The organism is Microbacterium marinilacus, from assembly GCF_019753765.1.
In the GTDB taxonomy this organism is placed as follows: Bacteria; Actinomycetota; Actinomycetes; order Actinomycetales; family Microbacteriaceae; genus Microbacterium; species Microbacterium marinilacus.
In genome coordinates this window covers 275741-290662 of record NZ_JAIJZW010000002.1, presented here as the reverse complement: position 1 = coordinate 290662, position 14922 = coordinate 275741, and the positions used below count along the sequence as shown (strand labels likewise).

Below are 14922 nucleotides of genomic sequence, written 5' to 3'. Positions count from 1 at the left end.
ATTTCGGGGCGGATCGGCCGAATAGCCTGTCGGCATGACGGGTGAGCAGGTGGTGCGTGTGGGCGGCCGTCGCCTGCGCGTCACGAACCTCGACAAGGTGCTCTACCCCGAGACGGGAACCACCAAGGGCGAGGTGATCGGCTACATGTCGCGGATCGCTCCGGTACTGCTGCCCCACGTCGCCGGCCGGCCCGTGACCCGCAAGCGCTGGGTGGAGGGCGTCGGCACCGCCGACTCCCCGCTGCCGTCCTTCTTCGCCAAGGACCTCGAGCGCGGGGCGCCCGACTGGCTGCCGCGGCAGACGATCCGCCACTCCACGGGCCCCAAGGCGTACCCGCTCGCCGACGAGGCCGCCGCGCTCGTGTACCTCGCTCAGGTGGCGAGCCTCGAGCTGCACGTGCCGCAGTGGCGCTTCGGCGCCGACGGCGAGCCGTTGTGCCCGGACCGGCTGGTGCTCGACCTCGACCCGGGCCCCGGTGCGGGGCTGCCCGAGTGCGCCGAGGTCGCCCGGCTCGCGCGCTCGATCCTGGCCGGCATGGGCCTGGATCCGCAGCCCGTCACGAGCGGCAGCAAGGGCCTGCACCTCTATGCCCGTCTGCCCGGATCGCAGACGAGCGCCCAGGTGTCGGCCGTCGCGAAGGCTCTCGCCCAGGCCCTCGAGGCGGATCATCCCGACCTCGTCGTCAGCTCGATGAGCAAGTCGGCTCGCCCCGACCGCGTGCTCGTCGACTGGAGCCAGAACAACGGCAAGAAGACCACGATCGCCCCGTATTCGCTGCGAGGCCGGTCGCAGCCCTGGGTCGCGGCCCCGCGCACGTGGGACGAGCTCGACGACCCCGACCTGCGGCAGCTGCGCTTCGACGAGGTGCTCGAGCGCGTCGAGCGGATGGGCGACCCGCTGGCGGCCCTCGACCCTGCGCCTCCGGGCGAGCCCTCCGCGACGGCGCTCGCGACGTACGTCGCCAAGCGCGACGCCTCGCGCACACCTGAGCCGATGCCCGGCGACCCGGCGGACGCGTCGCACGGATCGCGCTTCGTGATCCAGCGCCACCAGGCTCGGCGCCTGCACTTCGACCTGCGGCTCGAGCGAGACGGCGTGCTGGCCAGCTGGGCGGTGCCGAAGGGCGTGCCCGAGATCAGCGGTCGCAATCACCTGGCGGTGCAGACCGAGGACCATCCGCTGTCGTATGCGTCGTTCGAGGGCGACATTCCGAAAGGGGAATACGGCGCCGGGCACATGGACATCTGGGACGACGGGTCGTTCGAGTTGGAGAAGTGGCGGGACGACGAGGTCATCTTCACGCTGCACGGCCGGGCCGGCGGGCCTCTCGACGGCGGCGTTCGCCTCGCACTGATCCGGACGACCGGCAGCGGCGAGAAGTCGCAGTGGCTGCTGCACCGCACCAAGTCGCAGGGGAGGGAGCGTCAGGTCTTCCGAGAGCATGACGGATCTGCCCCGGCACCGGCAGCTGACGACGTGGAGGACGTCACATCGCCGGATGGGCGGATCGCCTCGCCGAAGCCCATGCTTGCGACGTCCTCCACACCGGGGCTCGTGGCGTCGACGGGCGCGGCCGACTGGGTGGAGATGAAGTGGGACGGGGTGCGCGCGCTCGGCGTCTGGGCGGACGGCCGCCTGCGCCTGTTCGCCCGCAGCGGTGCCGACATCACCGATCGTTATCCGGAGCTGACGGCCCCGGGCGCCGTGTCGCTGGAGGCAGCCGATGCGGTCGTCGACGGCGAGGTGGTGGCCCTGGACGGCCGAGGCCGGCCGAGCTTCGCGCTGCTGCAGAACAGGATGCATCTGACGAAGGCCGCGGAGGTGGCTGCCGAGGCGCGGCGCACCCCGGTGCGCCTCTATCTGTTCGACGTGCTCGCCGCCGACGGCGCCGACCTGGCGCGACGGCCCCTCGCCGCTCGACGCGAGGTGCTGGAGCGGATCGCCGAGGGCGCAGGCGCCGCGGTCGACGTGCCGCCGGTCTTCGACGACCTCGACGAGGCGCTCGCGATCGCCCGTGAGCACGGGCTCGAGGGCGTGGTGGCGAAGGACCCGCGCTCGACCTACCGCGCGGGCCGCTCCGAGCGCTGGACGAAGCTCAAGCTGACCCGCACCCAGGAGGTCGTGATCGGCGGCATCCGCCCCGGGAAAGGCGGTCGCTCGGGCTCCATCGGCTCCCTGCTGCTGGGCGTGCCGGACGACGACGGGCTGCGGTACGTCGGCCGGGTGGGCACCGGGTTCAGCGACCGCGCGCTGCGGCAGCTGGGAACGATGCTCGAGCCGCTGCGCGTGGAAGAGAGCCCGTTGCACGGCGTGCCCGCAGCCGACGCGCGCGAGGCGCTCTGGGTGCGGCCCGAGCTCGTGGGCGAGGTCGAGTTCGCCGAGTGGACGCCCGGCGGAAACCTGCGCCAGGCCCGGTGGCGGGGTCTCCGCTCCGACAAGAGCCCGGCCGAGGTCGCACGCGAGGCGTGACGGCCCGGCAGCTCGGCGTCTCGGGCCCAGTGCTCGCCGTCGCCGACGAGCTTGAGGCCGACCACGCAGCCGACGAGACCCAGGATCAGCAGCACCTTCAGCCACGAGACCGACTCGTCGCCGGTCACCATCGCGTAGACGACCGTGAGCGAGGCGCCGATCCCGACCCATACGGCGTAGGCGGTACCGGTCGGGATGTCCCGCATGGCCCAGGCGAGCCCGGCCATGCTCGCCAGCAGACCGACGGCGAAAACCACCGACGGAACGGGCTTCGTGAACCCCTCGGACTTGCCGAGGGCCGTGGCCCACACGGCCTCGAGGACACCGGACACGACGAGGACGATCCAGGACATGGCTTGCTCCTTCGGCAAGTCTTGTCGCGCACCGGGTACTTGACCATCGTCCGGGAGCCGCTGACGGGCTCTGCCCTCATTGTGCCCCGGGTGCCTGAACAGATCCCGGGCAGCCGGCGGACCGGACGACGATGAAAGACGCCTGACAGAGAACGCACCGTCACATGCGCCCGGGTGTCGGCGGGCACGCCCTAGCATCGGTTGTTGTGTCGCCCACGCTCTGGTTGGCCCTGCTCGGCGCGAGCGTGATCATCTCGCTGACGCCCGGCGCGGGCGCCGTCAACACGATGGCGAACTCCATCGCATCGGGGTGGCGTCGTGCGATCTGGGGAATCCTCGGCCAGCAGACGGCCCTGGTCGTCCACGTCGCGATCGTCGCGGCGGGGCTGGGAGCCTTGGTGGCGGCCTCGCCCGTGCTGTTCGAGGTGATCCGGTATGCGGGCGCCGCCTACCTGATCCTGCTCGGCGTGCGGCAGTTCCTCGCGCGGCCGACCGTGGTGGAGGACGACGGCGTGGTGGCGGTGCCGCTGCGCGAGCGCGCGTGGCCGATGTTCCGGCGCGGGCTCCTGGTGAACCTCACGAACCCGAAGGCGATCGTGTTCTTCGTCGCCTTCGTCCCACAGTTCGTCCGCCCGGACCTGCCGCTGCTCACGCAGTACCTGGTGCTGACGGCGACGGTGGTCGCGGTCGACATCGTGGTGATGTGGGGCGTCTTCGCGACGGCGGCTCGGGGCCTCGCGCGACTCACCGCGCACACCTCCGGACAGCGTCTGCTGAACCGCCTCTTCGGCACGCTCTTCGTGATCGTCGGCGTGCTCCTCGCCGTCGTCCACTGAGCACTCGTTCGCGGCGTCGCCGCGGACGGCTGCCCGCTCGTGCGGCGGTCGACGCTCAGATCGAGGCGAGCAGCGGCTCGAGCGCGGCGAACGCCCGGGCGCGGTGCGAGACCGCGTTCTTCTCCTCGGCGCTCCATTCGGCGACCGTCCGCTCGTCGCCCGCCGGCTCGGCGGGGACGAAGACGGGGTCGTAGCCGAAGCCGGCGTCACCACGCGGCGCCTCCGCGAGGCGCCCGGGCCACAGTCCCTCGACGGTGTGCTCCCGGCCGTCCGGCGTCACGAGCGCGATGGTCGAGTTGTAGTGCGCGCCGCGGTGCGGATCACGGATGTCGGAGATCTGGTCGAGCAGCAGGGCGAGGTTCGCCCGGTCGTCCTTGGCGTGCCCGGCCCAGTAGGCCGAGAACACTCCGGGAGAGCCGCCGAGGACGTCCACGCACACTCCCGAGTCGTCGGCGAGCGCCACGAGGCCGGTGTGAGCAGCCGCGGCACGCGCCTTGATCAGCGCGTTCTCGGCGAACGTCGTGCCGTCCTCCACCGGCTCCGGGCCGTCGTAGGAGACCACCTCGAGATCGGGACGGACGCGAGCGACGATGGCCTGGAACTCCGCCACCTTGTGCGGGTTGTGCGTCGCGAGCACGACCTGCGCCATGCTCAGGCGTCCCGTCCCAGCGCCGCGAGCTGGTGCTCGCGCAGCTCGGCGGCGCCCGCGACGGCGAGCGCGAGCAGCGCGTCGAGCTCGGCCTTGTCGAACGGCGCCCCCTCGGCCGTGCCCTGCACCTCGACGAACTTGCCGCCGCCGGTGACGACGACATTCATGTCGGTCTCGGCGCGCACATCCTCGACGTACGGCAGATCGAGCATCGGGACGCCGTCGATGATCCCCACGGAGACCGCGGCCACGGAGTCGCTCAGCACCTGCGAGCGCTGCGCGATGAACTTCTTCTCACGACCCCACTCGATCGCGTCGGCGAGCGCGACGTAGGCGCCGGTGATCGCCGCGGTGCGCGTCCCGCCGTCGGCCTGCAGCACGTCGCAGTCGATGACGATGGTGTTCTCCCCCAGCGCCTTGGTGTCCACGACGGCGCGGAGCGCGCGTCCGATCAGGCGGGAGATCTCGTGCGTGCGCCCGCCGATCCGTCCCTTGACGCTCTCGCGGTCGCCCCGCGAGTTCGTCGCGCGCGGCAGCATCGCGTACTCCGCGGTGACCCACCCCTTGCCCTTGCCCGTCAGCCAGCGCGGCACGCCGCCCGTGAACGACGCGGTGCACAGCACCTTCGTGCCGCCGAAGCTGATGAGCGCCGACCCCTCGGCCTGGCTGCTCCATCCCCTCTCGATGGTGATGGGTCGCAGCTGGTCGGGGGTGCGGCCGTCGGCGCGGGTCGTGGTCATGGGATCCCTGTTCCGTCTGATGGTGTGGCGTCTGATGGTCTTGTCTGCGTCGGAGTCGGAGCGGGCGCGGTGCCCGGCCGCTCAGCCGGACGCGTGCCCGGAGGACAGCGTGCTCAGGTCGATGGCGCCCGTGCGCACGAGGCGCACGTCGCGCACCTCCCGGCCGAGCAGGCGGTTGGCGAGCACGATGAAGTCCTGCGTGGCCGCTCCCGTCGCCTCGTACTCGTGCCGGGGCGTCGCCGTCGGGCCGGCGAGCAGGTCACGACCGACCAGCTGGCGGTAGACGTCCTTCGCGGTCTCGGAGTCGCTGGAGACGAGCGAGACGTCGGGGCCCATCACGTAGCTGATCGCGCCCTTGAGGAACGGATAGTGGGTGCAGCCGAGCACGAGCGTGTCGACCCCGGCGTCACGCAGCGGGGCGAGGTACTGCTCCGCTGCGGCGAGCACCTGGGGCGAGTCGGTGTCCCCCGCCTCCACGAACTCGACGAACCGCGGGCATGCGGCCGTGAAGACCTCGATGCCGGGGTTCACCTCGAGCATGTCCTGGTAGGCGCCGGACCCGATCGTCCCGACCGTCCCGATCACCCCGATGCGCCCGTTGCGAGTGGTCGACATCGCCGTTCGGACGGCGGGCCCGATCACCTCGACGACCGGCACCGAGTACCGCTCGCGGGCGTCCCTGAGCATGGCCGCCGACGCCGTGTTGCACGCGATCACCAGCATCTTGACGCCCTGATCCACCAGGGTGTCGAGCACCTCGAGCGCATAACGGCGCACGTCCGCGATGGGCTTCGGGCCGTAGGGAGAGTGCGCGGTGTCGCCGATGTAGAGCATCGACTCGCGCGGCAGCTGATCGCCGATCGCGCGCGCCACCGTGAGGCCGCCGACCCCGGAGTCGAAGATGCCGATCGGCGCGTCGTTCATGATGTCCCAGCGTACCCGGCGGCTGCGCCGGGAGCCCGGGAGGCGGCAGTAGTGTTGCCGTTATGAGTGCCTCGACGGCCCTGTTGACCGACCGCTACGAGCTCACGATGCTCGATGCCGCGCTGCGTGACGGCACCGCCTCGCGGCACTGCGTGTTCGAGCTGTTCGCGCGCCGCCTGCCCGGGGGGCGCCGGTTCGGGGTGGTGGGCGGCACGGGCCGGCTGCTGGGCCTGCTGCGCGACTTCCGCTTCGGCGACGACGAGCTGCGCTACCTGCGCGACGCGGACGTCGTCAGCCCCGAGGCCGTCGCCTACCTGGAGTCGTACCGCTTCCAGGGGTCCATCGCCGGCTATCGCGAGGGCGAGCTGTACTTCCCGGGCTCGCCGATCCTGACGGTCGAGGGCAGCTTCGCCGACGCCGTGATCCTCGAGACCGTCGCCCTGAGCGTCATGAACCACGACTCCGCCGTGGCGACGGCGGCCGCCCGCATGAGCATCGCCGCCGGGGACCGGCCGTTGGCCGAGATGGGATCGCGGCGCGCCGGCGAGTCCTCGGCGGTCGCCGCTGCACGCATGGCCTACATCGCCGGGTTCGGCGCGACGAGCAATCTCGAGGCCGGCCGGCGCTGGGGCATCCCCACCATGGGCACCGCCGCGCACTCGTGGACGCTGCTGCACGACAGCGAGGAGGACGCGTTCCGCGCGCAGGTCGAGGCCCTCGGACCGGAGACCACGCTGCTGGTCGACACCTACGACATCGCGCGCGGCGTGGAGACGGCCATCGCCGTCGCGGGCACCGGCCTCGGCGGGGTGCGCATCGACTCCGGCGACCTGCCGGCCGTCGCCGCCACCGTGCGGGCCCAGCTCGACGCTCTCGGAGCGACCGGCACGCGCATCACCGTGACCAGCGACCTGGACGAGTACGCCATCGCCGCCCTGGCCGCCTCGCCCGTGGACGCCTACGGGGTGGGCACCTCGGTCGTGACCGGCTCGGGACACCCGACAGCGGGCATGGTCTACAAGCTCGTGGCTCGCCAGGACGCGGCGGGCGGATGGGTCTCGGTCGCCAAGACCGCCGAGGGCAAGGGCTCGCAGGGCGGCAGGAAGAGCGCGTTCCGCAGCCTGGACGCCGGCGTCGCGACGCAGGAGCTCGTCGAGATCGCCGACGGCTTCGAGCAGCTCGCTCAGCCCGGGGACCACCCCGACGCGCGCCCCCTCCAGGTGCCGCTGGTCGTCGACGGCGAGCCCGTATCCGACCACGAGGGAGCGGCAGGCGTCGAGTCCGCGCGCAAGCACCACCTGCGCGTCCGCGAGGAGCTGCCGATCCGCGCCCTCGCCCTCAGCCGCTCCGACCCCGCCATCCCGACGGTCTACCTCGACGCCTGACGGGCGCCCAGGGATCGTTCGCGCCTCAGGACGCGCCGGAGATCACGAGTTCAGCGACTCGTAGATCTCCTTGCAGGTGGGGCACACGGGGAACTTCTCGGGATCGCGGCCGGGAGTCCACTTCTTGCCGCACAGCGCTCGAACCGGCTTGCCCGTGATCGCCGACTCGAGGATCTTCTCCTTCTGGACGTAATGGGAGAAGCGCTCGTGATCGCCCGGCTCGATCTCCTCCTCTTCGAGGAGCTTCTCGAGCTCGCGATCGAGAAGGGCGGTGCCGCCGTCACCAGGAGTGTCGAGAGGGGTGCTCATGGTCCCCGAGTCTAGCGGTGGGCCTGCCTCCCGGCACGGGTTCGCGGGCCTCACGTCGTGGCCGCGAACTCCATGATCCGCACGTCGCGGCGCTCGAAGAGCCAGGCTCCGAGCAGGAGGCCGACCACCAGCACGCCGGCGCCGATGCCGATGCCCGTCCACATCGTGGCGAAGGCGCGACCGATGTCGTCGGTCACCGTGAGCCAGCCCAGCCACAGCGCGGGAGCGCTCAGCAGCAGCGCGCCGATCATCACGACGGCCTGCGCCGCGACACCGCTCGACTCCGACCGCTGGGGCTGCTGGAACGGGCTGTCCCCCGGGCGGGAGACGGCGTACGGCGCCACGACGGATGCGACGCTCGAGAGCCCGAGCCCCGCCAGGAAGAGGCTCACCGCCACGCCGACGATAGCGGGCAGCGCGGCCCACCGCCCGTAGGCGGCCGTGGCGACGGGGATGGCGACCGCGAGCACCGGCACCGCGATCACGAGCACCGGCACCAGGCGGCCCATGCGATCGGCGATGCCGCGCACACCGCTCGCGATGTGCAGCCAGACGGCGCTCGAGTCATAGGCCACGTCGTTGTGGGGCAGCCAGCCGAAGAAGAGGGCCATGATCGGAACGGGGACGAGCGCGACCACCTCGGGCGGCACGCCCGCGATCAGCAGCGGGACCGCCGGCAGCAGTCCCGCCACGGGGATGATCGCGATGTTCACGAGGTATCGGCTGTCGCGCAGCCAGTAGACGAGGCCGCGGGCGGCGATCGCTCCCGCCGCCGTGCCGGGCACGAGCGCGAACCAGCCGAGGCCGCCACGGCCCCGCGCCTCGACGGGGTTCTCGGTGGTCGTGAGCGCGCGCTCGACGGCGAGCACCCAGCCGACGACGGCGAGGGCGAGCGTGACGACGCCGACCAGGCCGGACAGCCAGGCGGCCGACGTGTCACCGAGCGCGATCGCACCGGGCAGCGCCGACGCCGCCCCGACCGGCGTGAGCGCCAGCACGTCGGCCGCCGTCGCGAGCGCGCTCGGCACCTGGCCCTGCCACTCGAGCGACGACAGGAAGACGACGACCGGCACGAGCACGACGACGATCCCGAGCACGAACAGGCCCGACAGCTCGCGGGTGCGCCGTGTGCGCAGCACGGCCGAGCCGAACGCCATGCTGAGGCGCGCGAGCACCACGCAGGTGGCGACGTGCAGGATCGCGGTCAGCGCGCACACGATGCCGGGGACGCCATGGGCCGCCCAGACGACCGCCGCGCAGACGTCGAACGCGAGCACCGCCAGGGCCGGCACGCTGAACATCCCCGCACCGGCGAGCCGCCACGCCAGGGGACGCGGCTCCATCCCGAGCACCGCGAACCGGCGCGGATCGAGCGGGTCGACGGCCCCCGCGACGACGGGCCCGACGGCGAACGAGAGCGTGATGGCCGACCCCGCGAGCACGAGCAGCGCGAACGCGACGGGCGCGGGCGCATCGACCAGTGACAGCGTGCCGGCGCCCACCAGGACGACGACCGCGATCACGGTCAGCAGCCCCAGGGCGCGCCAGACCGTCTGCGAGGCGGGGCCCCGCAGCGCGCCCGCCATGAGGGCGAGACGGAGACGCAGCACCGGCGTCAGTCGGAGAAGGAGTGCAGCCATTCGAGGCCCTCCATGCTGCTGACCTCGCCGGAGAGCTCGACGAACCGCTGCTCGAGCGTCAGCTCGCCCTTGACCTCGTCCACCGTGCCCTCCGCGAGCACCTGGCCGGCGACGATCACTGCGACGCGCGTGCAGACCCGTTCGATGAGGTCCATCCCGTGGCTCGAGAGCAGGACGGTGCCGCCGTGGGCCACATAGGTGCCGAGGATGTCCAGGATGCTCGCCGACGACACCGGGTCGACGGCCTCGAACGGCTCGTCGAGCACGAGCAGGCGCGGCGAGTGGATCATGGCCCCCGCGAGCATGACCTTCTTGGTCATACCGGCGGAGTAGTCCGAGACGACGCGACCGAGCGCGTCGGTGAGGTCGAAGGCCCGCGCCAGGTCGGCCGTGCGCTGGGCGACGACGTCGGGACGCAGGCCCCGGAGCACCCCGAAGTAGTAGAGCAGCTGACGACCGGTGAGGCGGTCGAACGTGCGCATGCGGTCGGGCAGCACGCCCATGAGCGCCTTGGCGGCCCGCGCGTCCTTCTTCAGGTCGACGCCTCCGACGCGGATCTCACCGCGGTCCGGGCGCAGCAGTCCGGCGATCATCGACAGCGTGGTGGTCTTGCCCGCCCCGTTCGGGCCGACCAGCCCGTAGAACGAGCCGGCCGGAACCGTCAGGTCGATTCCGGCGACGGCCGTGTTCCCCGCGTAGGAACGGGACACCCCTCGCAGCAGGAGCGCGGGCGGCACGTCAGCGGCGTCCTCGGGCACCGTGGCGGTGTCCAGGGCCGCCTCCGGCTCGGCGGCGGCGTCGGTCACGTCGACCTCCGCGTCTGCGGGCTCGGGCTCGGGCTCGGGCTCGGGCTCGGGCTCGGGCTCGGGCTCGGGCTCGGGCTCGGGCTCGGGCTCGGGCTCGGGCTCGGGCTCGGGCTCGGGCTCGGGCTCGGGCTCGGGCTCGGGCTCGGTGGGAGCCTCGTCCACCGCGGCTTCAAGGTCGGTGGATCCCTCCGGCGTGTCCTCGGGGACGGCCGGAGGGGCCTGCGTCGTCTCGTCGGCGAGCGTGTCGTCGACGAGGTCCTCGGCGACGGCGTCGCCGGCGGGAGTCGTGCCCTCGCCCGCGACCACGTGCTCCCCGGTCGCTTCCGGCGCGCTCGTCGCGATCTCCGCCGGCTCGCCGCCCTCAGCGGCTTCCGCGGGCGCAGTGGGGCCCGAGGCGGGCTCGGCGACGGTCTCTCGGCCTGCCGCGTTTCGCGCCGCAGACGTCTTCGTGCCCTTCCGCGGAGCGCTCCCCGAGGCCGCACTGCGAGCGGGGCGCTTGGCCGCCGGCTTGCGCGGGGCGGCGGGTTTGCGCGGCTTCGCAGCGTCCTCCTCGGCGCCCTCCGCTCCGTTCCGCGGATCGCGGGGACCGGCGGTCTTCCGAGGGGCGGGCCGCTTCGCGGCCGGGCGCTTGCGCGGGGCTTCCGCCGCGGAGCCGTCCCCTTGCGATGTCGGGGTGCCGGCGTCGTCATCCAGGGGCGAAGAGGTCACTTCCTCACCGTAGCAACCGACGCTGGACAGGACCGGGACGGCACCGGGTTGTCGTCGATCCGTGACGCCCGACGGACGGAATCGCCGATCAGCGGGCATCTCTGCCCGTTCCCAGCAGCTGATCGCTACCATTGAATGGCACATCGAGGTGACCGATCGGTGAATCGATCGCAAACACAGCATGTCAACGGCCGGTTCGGCCGATGACCACACAGTCAGGACGCGAAGGCGCCCGCGCACCTGCGGGCCCTTACGAGTCAGGAGCGAACAGATGTCTTTCCGAATCGTGATTCTCGCCGCGGGCATGGGCTCGCGCCTCGGTCGCGCGCTGCCCAAGCCGCTCACCGAGCTCAGCGACGGCCGCTCGATCATGCAGCAGCAGCGCGACAACATCCACGCGGCCTTCGGGCCGGACTCGAAGATCACCACCGTGGTCGGCTACCGGGCCGAGACCGTGATCGACGCGTTCCCCGACGCGAGCTACGTGCACAACGAGCGGTACGACCAGACGAACACCTCGAAGAGCCTGCTGCGCGCCCTTCACGCCACCGGCAAGAAGAGCGTGCTCTGGATGAACGGCGACGTCGTCTTCGACCCGCGCGTGCTCGGCCGCGCGATCTCGCTCATCGAGCGGGACCAGTCCTTCGTCACCGTCAACACCGCCAAGGTGAGCGACGAGGAGGTCAAGTACACGATCGACGAGACCGGTCACATCGACCAGCTGTCGAAGACGGTCGTGGGCGGCATCGGCGAGGCCGTCGGCATCAACTACATCTCGCGCGCGGACAAGCCGGCGTTCATGCGTCACCTCGCGCGCGTCGACGACCAGGACTACTTCGAGCGCGGCCTCGAGCTCGCGATCGCCCACGACGGCGTGAAGCTGCAGCCCATGGACATCTCCGACCTCTACGCGGTCGAGATCGACACGGCGGACGACCTCGAGCACGCGAACCTCTTCGTCTGACGAGCCGCCCCCTCAGACAGTCCTCGCGCTGACGCCATAGGATCACGCGCGTGTCCGACAAGGTCCACACCATCCATTCGCTCCCGGCCGACGCGCCGTGGCAGGGAGGCCTGCCGCCCTCGGGGCACGACGAGCACCCGTTCCTGGTGCGCGTGCTCGACCGGGTGATCCGGGTGCAACGACCGGCCGTCGTCGCGCACATCCGCTCGATCCGCCTGAGGCACCCCGACGCGACGCCCGCCGAGATCGCGCGGGTGCTCGAGAAGCGGTATCTGGCCGCGGTCACGACCGGCGGTGCGGCGGTCGGCGCGACCGCGGTGGTCCCCGGCATCGGCACGGCGGTGACCCTCACGCTCGCCGGCGCCGAGACGGTCGGCTTCCTCGAGGCGACGGCTTTGTACGCGCAGTCGCTCGCCGAGGTGCACGGCATCGCACTGGACTCTCCCGATCGCGCTCGCGCCCTGGTGCTGACGCTGATGCTGGGCGACGAGGGCGTCGATCTCGTGCGCCAGCTCGCCGGCCAGGCGGCCGGGACGAGCAGCCGTTCGTCCTACTGGGGCGAGATGATCACGAAGACCCTGCCCCGCGCCGCCGTGGGACCGGCGCTCGACCGCCTGAAGGCCTCGTTCATCCGCCAGTTCGCCAAGCGCGGCGGGGCCTCGATCATCGGCAAGGCGCTGCCGTTCGGGGTCGGCGCCGCGATCGGCGGGGCGGGCAACCACCTCCTCGGGCGGCGCGTGGTCGTCGCGTCGCGCAAGGCGTTCGGGCCGGCGCCCTCCCGGCTCCCCGAAGAGCTCGAGCCGTCTCCGGGCGCGGAGCGCCTCGAGCACAGCGCGCTGCGGGGCGTGAGGCGCGCCGGTTCGGCGGTGGCGTCGGGCGCCGGCGCCATGGGGCGGGGCGTGGGCAGGATCCTGCCGCATCGGTCGTCCACAGCTCCGAAATCAGTCGAGTCCTCCCCCGAGACGTCGCGCGAAGAGCCCTGACGCCACCCCGCGTCGAGGGCCGCTCGTAACGTCGCCGGCATGCTGAGAGCCGTCGACCCCGCCGAGTCCCCCGCCCCTTCCGCCCACCGCGTTCCCTGGCATGTGGTCCGCGACGACGCCGCGCATCCGCTGCTGGTCAATGAGGGCTCCGAGGCGCTCGAGTACGTGCGCGTGTACGTCGCCGACGACGCGACGCCGCCCGAGCTCGAGGCGTGGGGACGGATGCCCCCGGGCGAGTCCCGGGAGCTGTGCCTGTGCGGCTGCGATCTCGACGACACCACCGTCACGCTCGCCTGGTTCCTCCCCGACGACGACCGGGAGTGGGTGTGGTCCTTCGTCGTCTGACGACGAAGACGTGGATCGCCCCGGCGGCGCGGATCCGACGCCCCCCTCGGACGAATGGACATCCGACGCTGAGATGCCTCAGGCCTCTCTAACCTGCTGGAGCTCCGCGCGCAGCGCGGGGAACGCGCGCGCGACGGTCTCCCAGAGCACGTCGCGGTCGACGCGGTCGTAGTGGTGGGCGACGAAGTCGCGGTGCTGCGCCGCATCCGACCAGATCTCCGCGGAGAATCTGCCGGGATCGGCGGTCGTCAGCCGCTTGGCGATCTCACCGACGCGGATGCTGAGCGCCTCGAACGCCAGCGGGATCGCAGGATCCCCGTTATACGCCCGCCGACCCCGCGCGACGAGGGACGCCGCCGTGTCCAGCGCCTCTGCGAGGTCGTCGAGCCACCGCGGCACGCGGTCCGCGCGCTTCACAGAGCGACGGCCTCGCGAAGGATGACGTCATCGGCCCCGGCTCGCAGCGACCGATCGCTCATGACGTCGACCGTGCGGCCCGTCAGCGACTCCATGTCCTGGGCGAACCGTGCGAAGTCGAAGTACGTCGCCCCCTCGCTCGGCGTCACGAGCAGATCCAGGTCGCTGTCACCTCTGTCCTCTTCGCGCGCGACTGATCCGAAGACGCGGACATCGGCCAGCCCGCTCGCCTGAGCGAGGCGCTCGATCACTCTCGCCAGCCGTCGGAGCTCAGGGAGCAGAGGACGCGACGCGACCTGCAGGTCGCTATCGACCGGGACCAGGTAGGCCACGGGGCGACGGTGCGCGCCGATCGCCACCGGCCCCGCATGCGGATCCTCACGGAAGCCGCTGAGGAGCGCGGACAACTGCGCCCGCGCCTCCGCGACGCCCAGCACTCGTTCGGCGGCGACCATGGGGCGATCCTAAATCATGTACATGAATATGTACATGATCAACGTTTATAGTCGAGGGCTCCGTTACCGGCGAAATAGCGACGACGCGTCTGCCTGTCCCTCGCCGAGTGCCCGTAGGGACGCCGGGTCTGCGGCATGTCCTCGGGCTCGAGCCCCTCGACGAGCCGCGAGAGCGGCACCTCGAGGGCGACGGCGATCTGCATCAGGCTCAGCAGCGTGGGATTGCCGTGGCCGCGCTCGATGCGCTGCAGGTGCCTCACGTCGAGGTCGGCGCAGTCGGCGAGCATGGGGCGACTGAGTCGCGCCTCGCGCCGCAGCACCGCGATGCGCTCGCCCACCTTGGCGGCGGCGGGGGAATGCGGGTCGATGAGACGCGCCGCAGGAGTCGGTTTGTCCATGCGGTCATGGTGGGCGATATCCCGCATTCCGGCATGGGGACAACTCCCCTACGGGCGTCCTAGAGGTTCCACCGGGAGGCGATCGCGTGGGTCGACGTGATGCGGTGAGGCTGCACCGAGCACGCACCCGTCCGGCGAGCCTGCACCAGATCCGCTGCGGGCTCGCCGGAGTCGTACGGGCTCGGCGGGTGACATCGGCATCACCGGAACGGGCGTCCTAGGCTCGTGGCGTGACCCTTCTCCTGGCTGTGCTGCTGTTCGCGAACGCCGTCTTCAACGCGCTCGTCTGGCCGACCTTCTTCCGCCGCGTCGCCCGCGACCCCCGCGCCCGCGACGCCGCCGGGCGTCCCACGCGCTTCCTCACCGTGCACGCCGTGCTGATCGGCTTCGCGCTGCTGCTCGCCGCCGCCTCCGCCGTCGCGGGGGTCGTCGCGCTCACTCGGCTCTGACCGCCGCATTCCCACCCTCCGGCAGCCCGATGCGGGATGTCGGATGTACGAACTATCGTTCGATGGAAGATCGACTTCTTCGAACACGCGT

16 protein-coding genes, 1 pseudogene and 1 riboswitch are annotated in these 14922 nt (G+C 71.9%); of the genes and pseudogenes, 7 read left to right on the top strand and 10 right to left on the bottom strand.

The annotated features are described in order from the left end of the window. Window positions 1-34: 34 nt before the first annotated feature. Entirely contained in the window at window positions 35-2470 is a 2436-nt protein-coding gene (locus tag K5S26_RS04800; RefSeq protein ID WP_221856493.1) for an ATP-dependent DNA ligase, read from the top strand. Window positions 2471-2511: 41 nt separating this feature from the next. Here the strand turns inward: K5S26_RS04800 and K5S26_RS04795 are convergent. Continuing rightward, window positions 2512-2823: pseudogene (locus tag K5S26_RS04795) on the bottom strand (DMT family transporter); the annotation flags it as partial. 10 nt (window positions 2824-2833) lie between these two features. Then, window positions 2834-2897, bottom strand: a riboswitch (guanidine-III (ykkC-III) riboswitch). 132 nt (window positions 2898-3029) lie between these two features. Here K5S26_RS04795 and K5S26_RS04790 point away from each other — a divergent pair. Continuing rightward, window positions 3030-3659 carry a LysE family transporter gene (locus K5S26_RS04790; RefSeq protein ID WP_221856491.1) on the top strand — a complete coding sequence of 210 codons (630 nt, stop codon included), beginning with the start codon at window positions 3030-3032 and terminating at the stop codon, window positions 3657-3659. Between the two features lie 55 nt (window positions 3660-3714). On the opposite strand, the gene rdgB is transcribed toward K5S26_RS04790, so the two are convergent. From rdgB to murI, 3 genes are all read right to left on the bottom strand, one after another. Further along, complete coding sequence (rdgB, locus tag K5S26_RS04785) at window positions 3715-4308, bottom strand: RdgB/HAM1 family non-canonical purine NTP pyrophosphatase (protein ID WP_221856489.1); 594 nt, start codon at window positions 4306-4308, stop codon at window positions 3715-3717. Window positions 4309-4310: 2 nt separating this feature from the next. Then, complete coding sequence (gene rph / locus K5S26_RS04780; RefSeq protein ID WP_221856487.1) at window positions 4311-5048, bottom strand: ribonuclease PH; 738 nt, start codon at window positions 5046-5048, stop codon at window positions 4311-4313. Between the two features lie 81 nt (window positions 5049-5129). After that, complete coding sequence (murI, locus tag K5S26_RS04775) at window positions 5130-5972, bottom strand: glutamate racemase (protein WP_221856485.1); 843 nt, start codon at window positions 5970-5972, stop codon at window positions 5130-5132. Window positions 5973-6034: 62 nt separating this feature from the next. On the opposite strand from murI, the gene K5S26_RS04770 reads away from it, so the two are divergent. After that, window positions 6035-7357 (top strand): nicotinate phosphoribosyltransferase, encoded by a 1323-nt coding sequence (locus tag K5S26_RS04770; RefSeq protein WP_221856483.1) that lies wholly within the window; start codon window positions 6035-6037, stop codon window positions 7355-7357. A gap of 42 nt (window positions 7358-7399) precedes the next feature. Here K5S26_RS04770 and K5S26_RS04765 read toward each other — a convergent pair whose 3' ends face one another. Genes K5S26_RS04765 through K5S26_RS18630 form a run of 3 tightly spaced genes read right to left on the bottom strand, consistent with a single transcriptional unit; the run spans window position 7400 to window position 10820 of the window. Then, complete coding sequence (locus K5S26_RS04765; protein WP_221856481.1) at window positions 7400-7666, bottom strand: DUF3039 domain-containing protein; 267 nt, start codon at window positions 7664-7666, stop codon at window positions 7400-7402. Window positions 7667-7716: 50 nt separating this feature from the next. Next, window positions 7717-9306 carry a hypothetical protein gene (locus K5S26_RS04760; protein WP_246603591.1) on the bottom strand — a complete coding sequence of 530 codons (1590 nt, stop codon included), beginning with the start codon at window positions 9304-9306 and terminating at the stop codon, window positions 7717-7719. Continuing rightward, window positions 9282-10820 (bottom strand): ATP-binding cassette domain-containing protein, encoded by a 1539-nt coding sequence (locus tag K5S26_RS18630; protein WP_308122760.1) that lies wholly within the window; start codon window positions 10818-10820, stop codon window positions 9282-9284. Before K5S26_RS18630 ends, K5S26_RS04760 begins: the two co-directional genes overlap by 25 nt. 271 nt (window positions 10821-11091) lie before the next feature. Between K5S26_RS18630 and K5S26_RS04750 the strand changes: the two genes are divergently transcribed. From K5S26_RS04750 to K5S26_RS04740, 3 genes are read left to right on the top strand one after another with little or no spacing between them, the layout of a single operon-like run. Beyond that, window positions 11092-11784 (top strand): phosphocholine cytidylyltransferase family protein, encoded by a 693-nt coding sequence (locus K5S26_RS04750; protein ID WP_221856479.1) that lies wholly within the window; start codon window positions 11092-11094, stop codon window positions 11782-11784. Between the two features lie 50 nt (window positions 11785-11834). After that, the gene (locus K5S26_RS04745) at window positions 11835-12767 is read left to right on the top strand and encodes a hypothetical protein (RefSeq protein ID WP_308122759.1); all 933 of its coding nucleotides are present in this window, start codon (window positions 11835-11837) and stop codon (window positions 12765-12767) included. 39 nt (window positions 12768-12806) lie between these two features. Next, window positions 12807-13112 carry a hypothetical protein gene (locus K5S26_RS04740; protein ID WP_221856478.1) on the top strand — a complete coding sequence of 102 codons (306 nt, stop codon included), beginning with the start codon at window positions 12807-12809 and terminating at the stop codon, window positions 13110-13112. A 78-nt stretch (window positions 13113-13190) separates the two neighbouring features. On the opposite strand, the gene K5S26_RS19130 is transcribed toward K5S26_RS04740, so the two are convergent. The 3 genes from K5S26_RS19130 to K5S26_RS04725 are packed head-to-tail and all read right to left on the bottom strand — an operon-like array spanning window position 13191 to window position 14382. Next, the gene (locus K5S26_RS19130) at window positions 13191-13529 is read right to left on the bottom strand and encodes a HepT-like ribonuclease domain-containing protein (protein ID WP_221856476.1); all 339 of its coding nucleotides are present in this window, start codon (window positions 13527-13529) and stop codon (window positions 13191-13193) included. Next, entirely contained in the window at window positions 13526-13984 is a 459-nt protein-coding gene (locus K5S26_RS04730; protein ID WP_221856474.1) for a nucleotidyltransferase family protein, read from the bottom strand. Before K5S26_RS04730 ends, K5S26_RS19130 begins: the two co-directional genes overlap by 4 nt. A 38-nt stretch (window positions 13985-14022) precedes the next feature. Further along, entirely contained in the window at window positions 14023-14382 is a 360-nt protein-coding gene (locus K5S26_RS04725; protein ID WP_221856472.1) for a helix-turn-helix domain-containing protein, read from the bottom strand. Window positions 14383-14612: 230 nt separating this feature from the next. On the opposite strand from K5S26_RS04725, the gene K5S26_RS04720 reads away from it, so the two are divergent. Beyond that, window positions 14613-14831 (top strand): SCO4848 family membrane protein, encoded by a 219-nt coding sequence (locus tag K5S26_RS04720; RefSeq protein ID WP_221856470.1) that lies wholly within the window; start codon window positions 14613-14615, stop codon window positions 14829-14831. The last annotated feature ends 91 nt before the right edge of the window (window positions 14832-14922 follow it).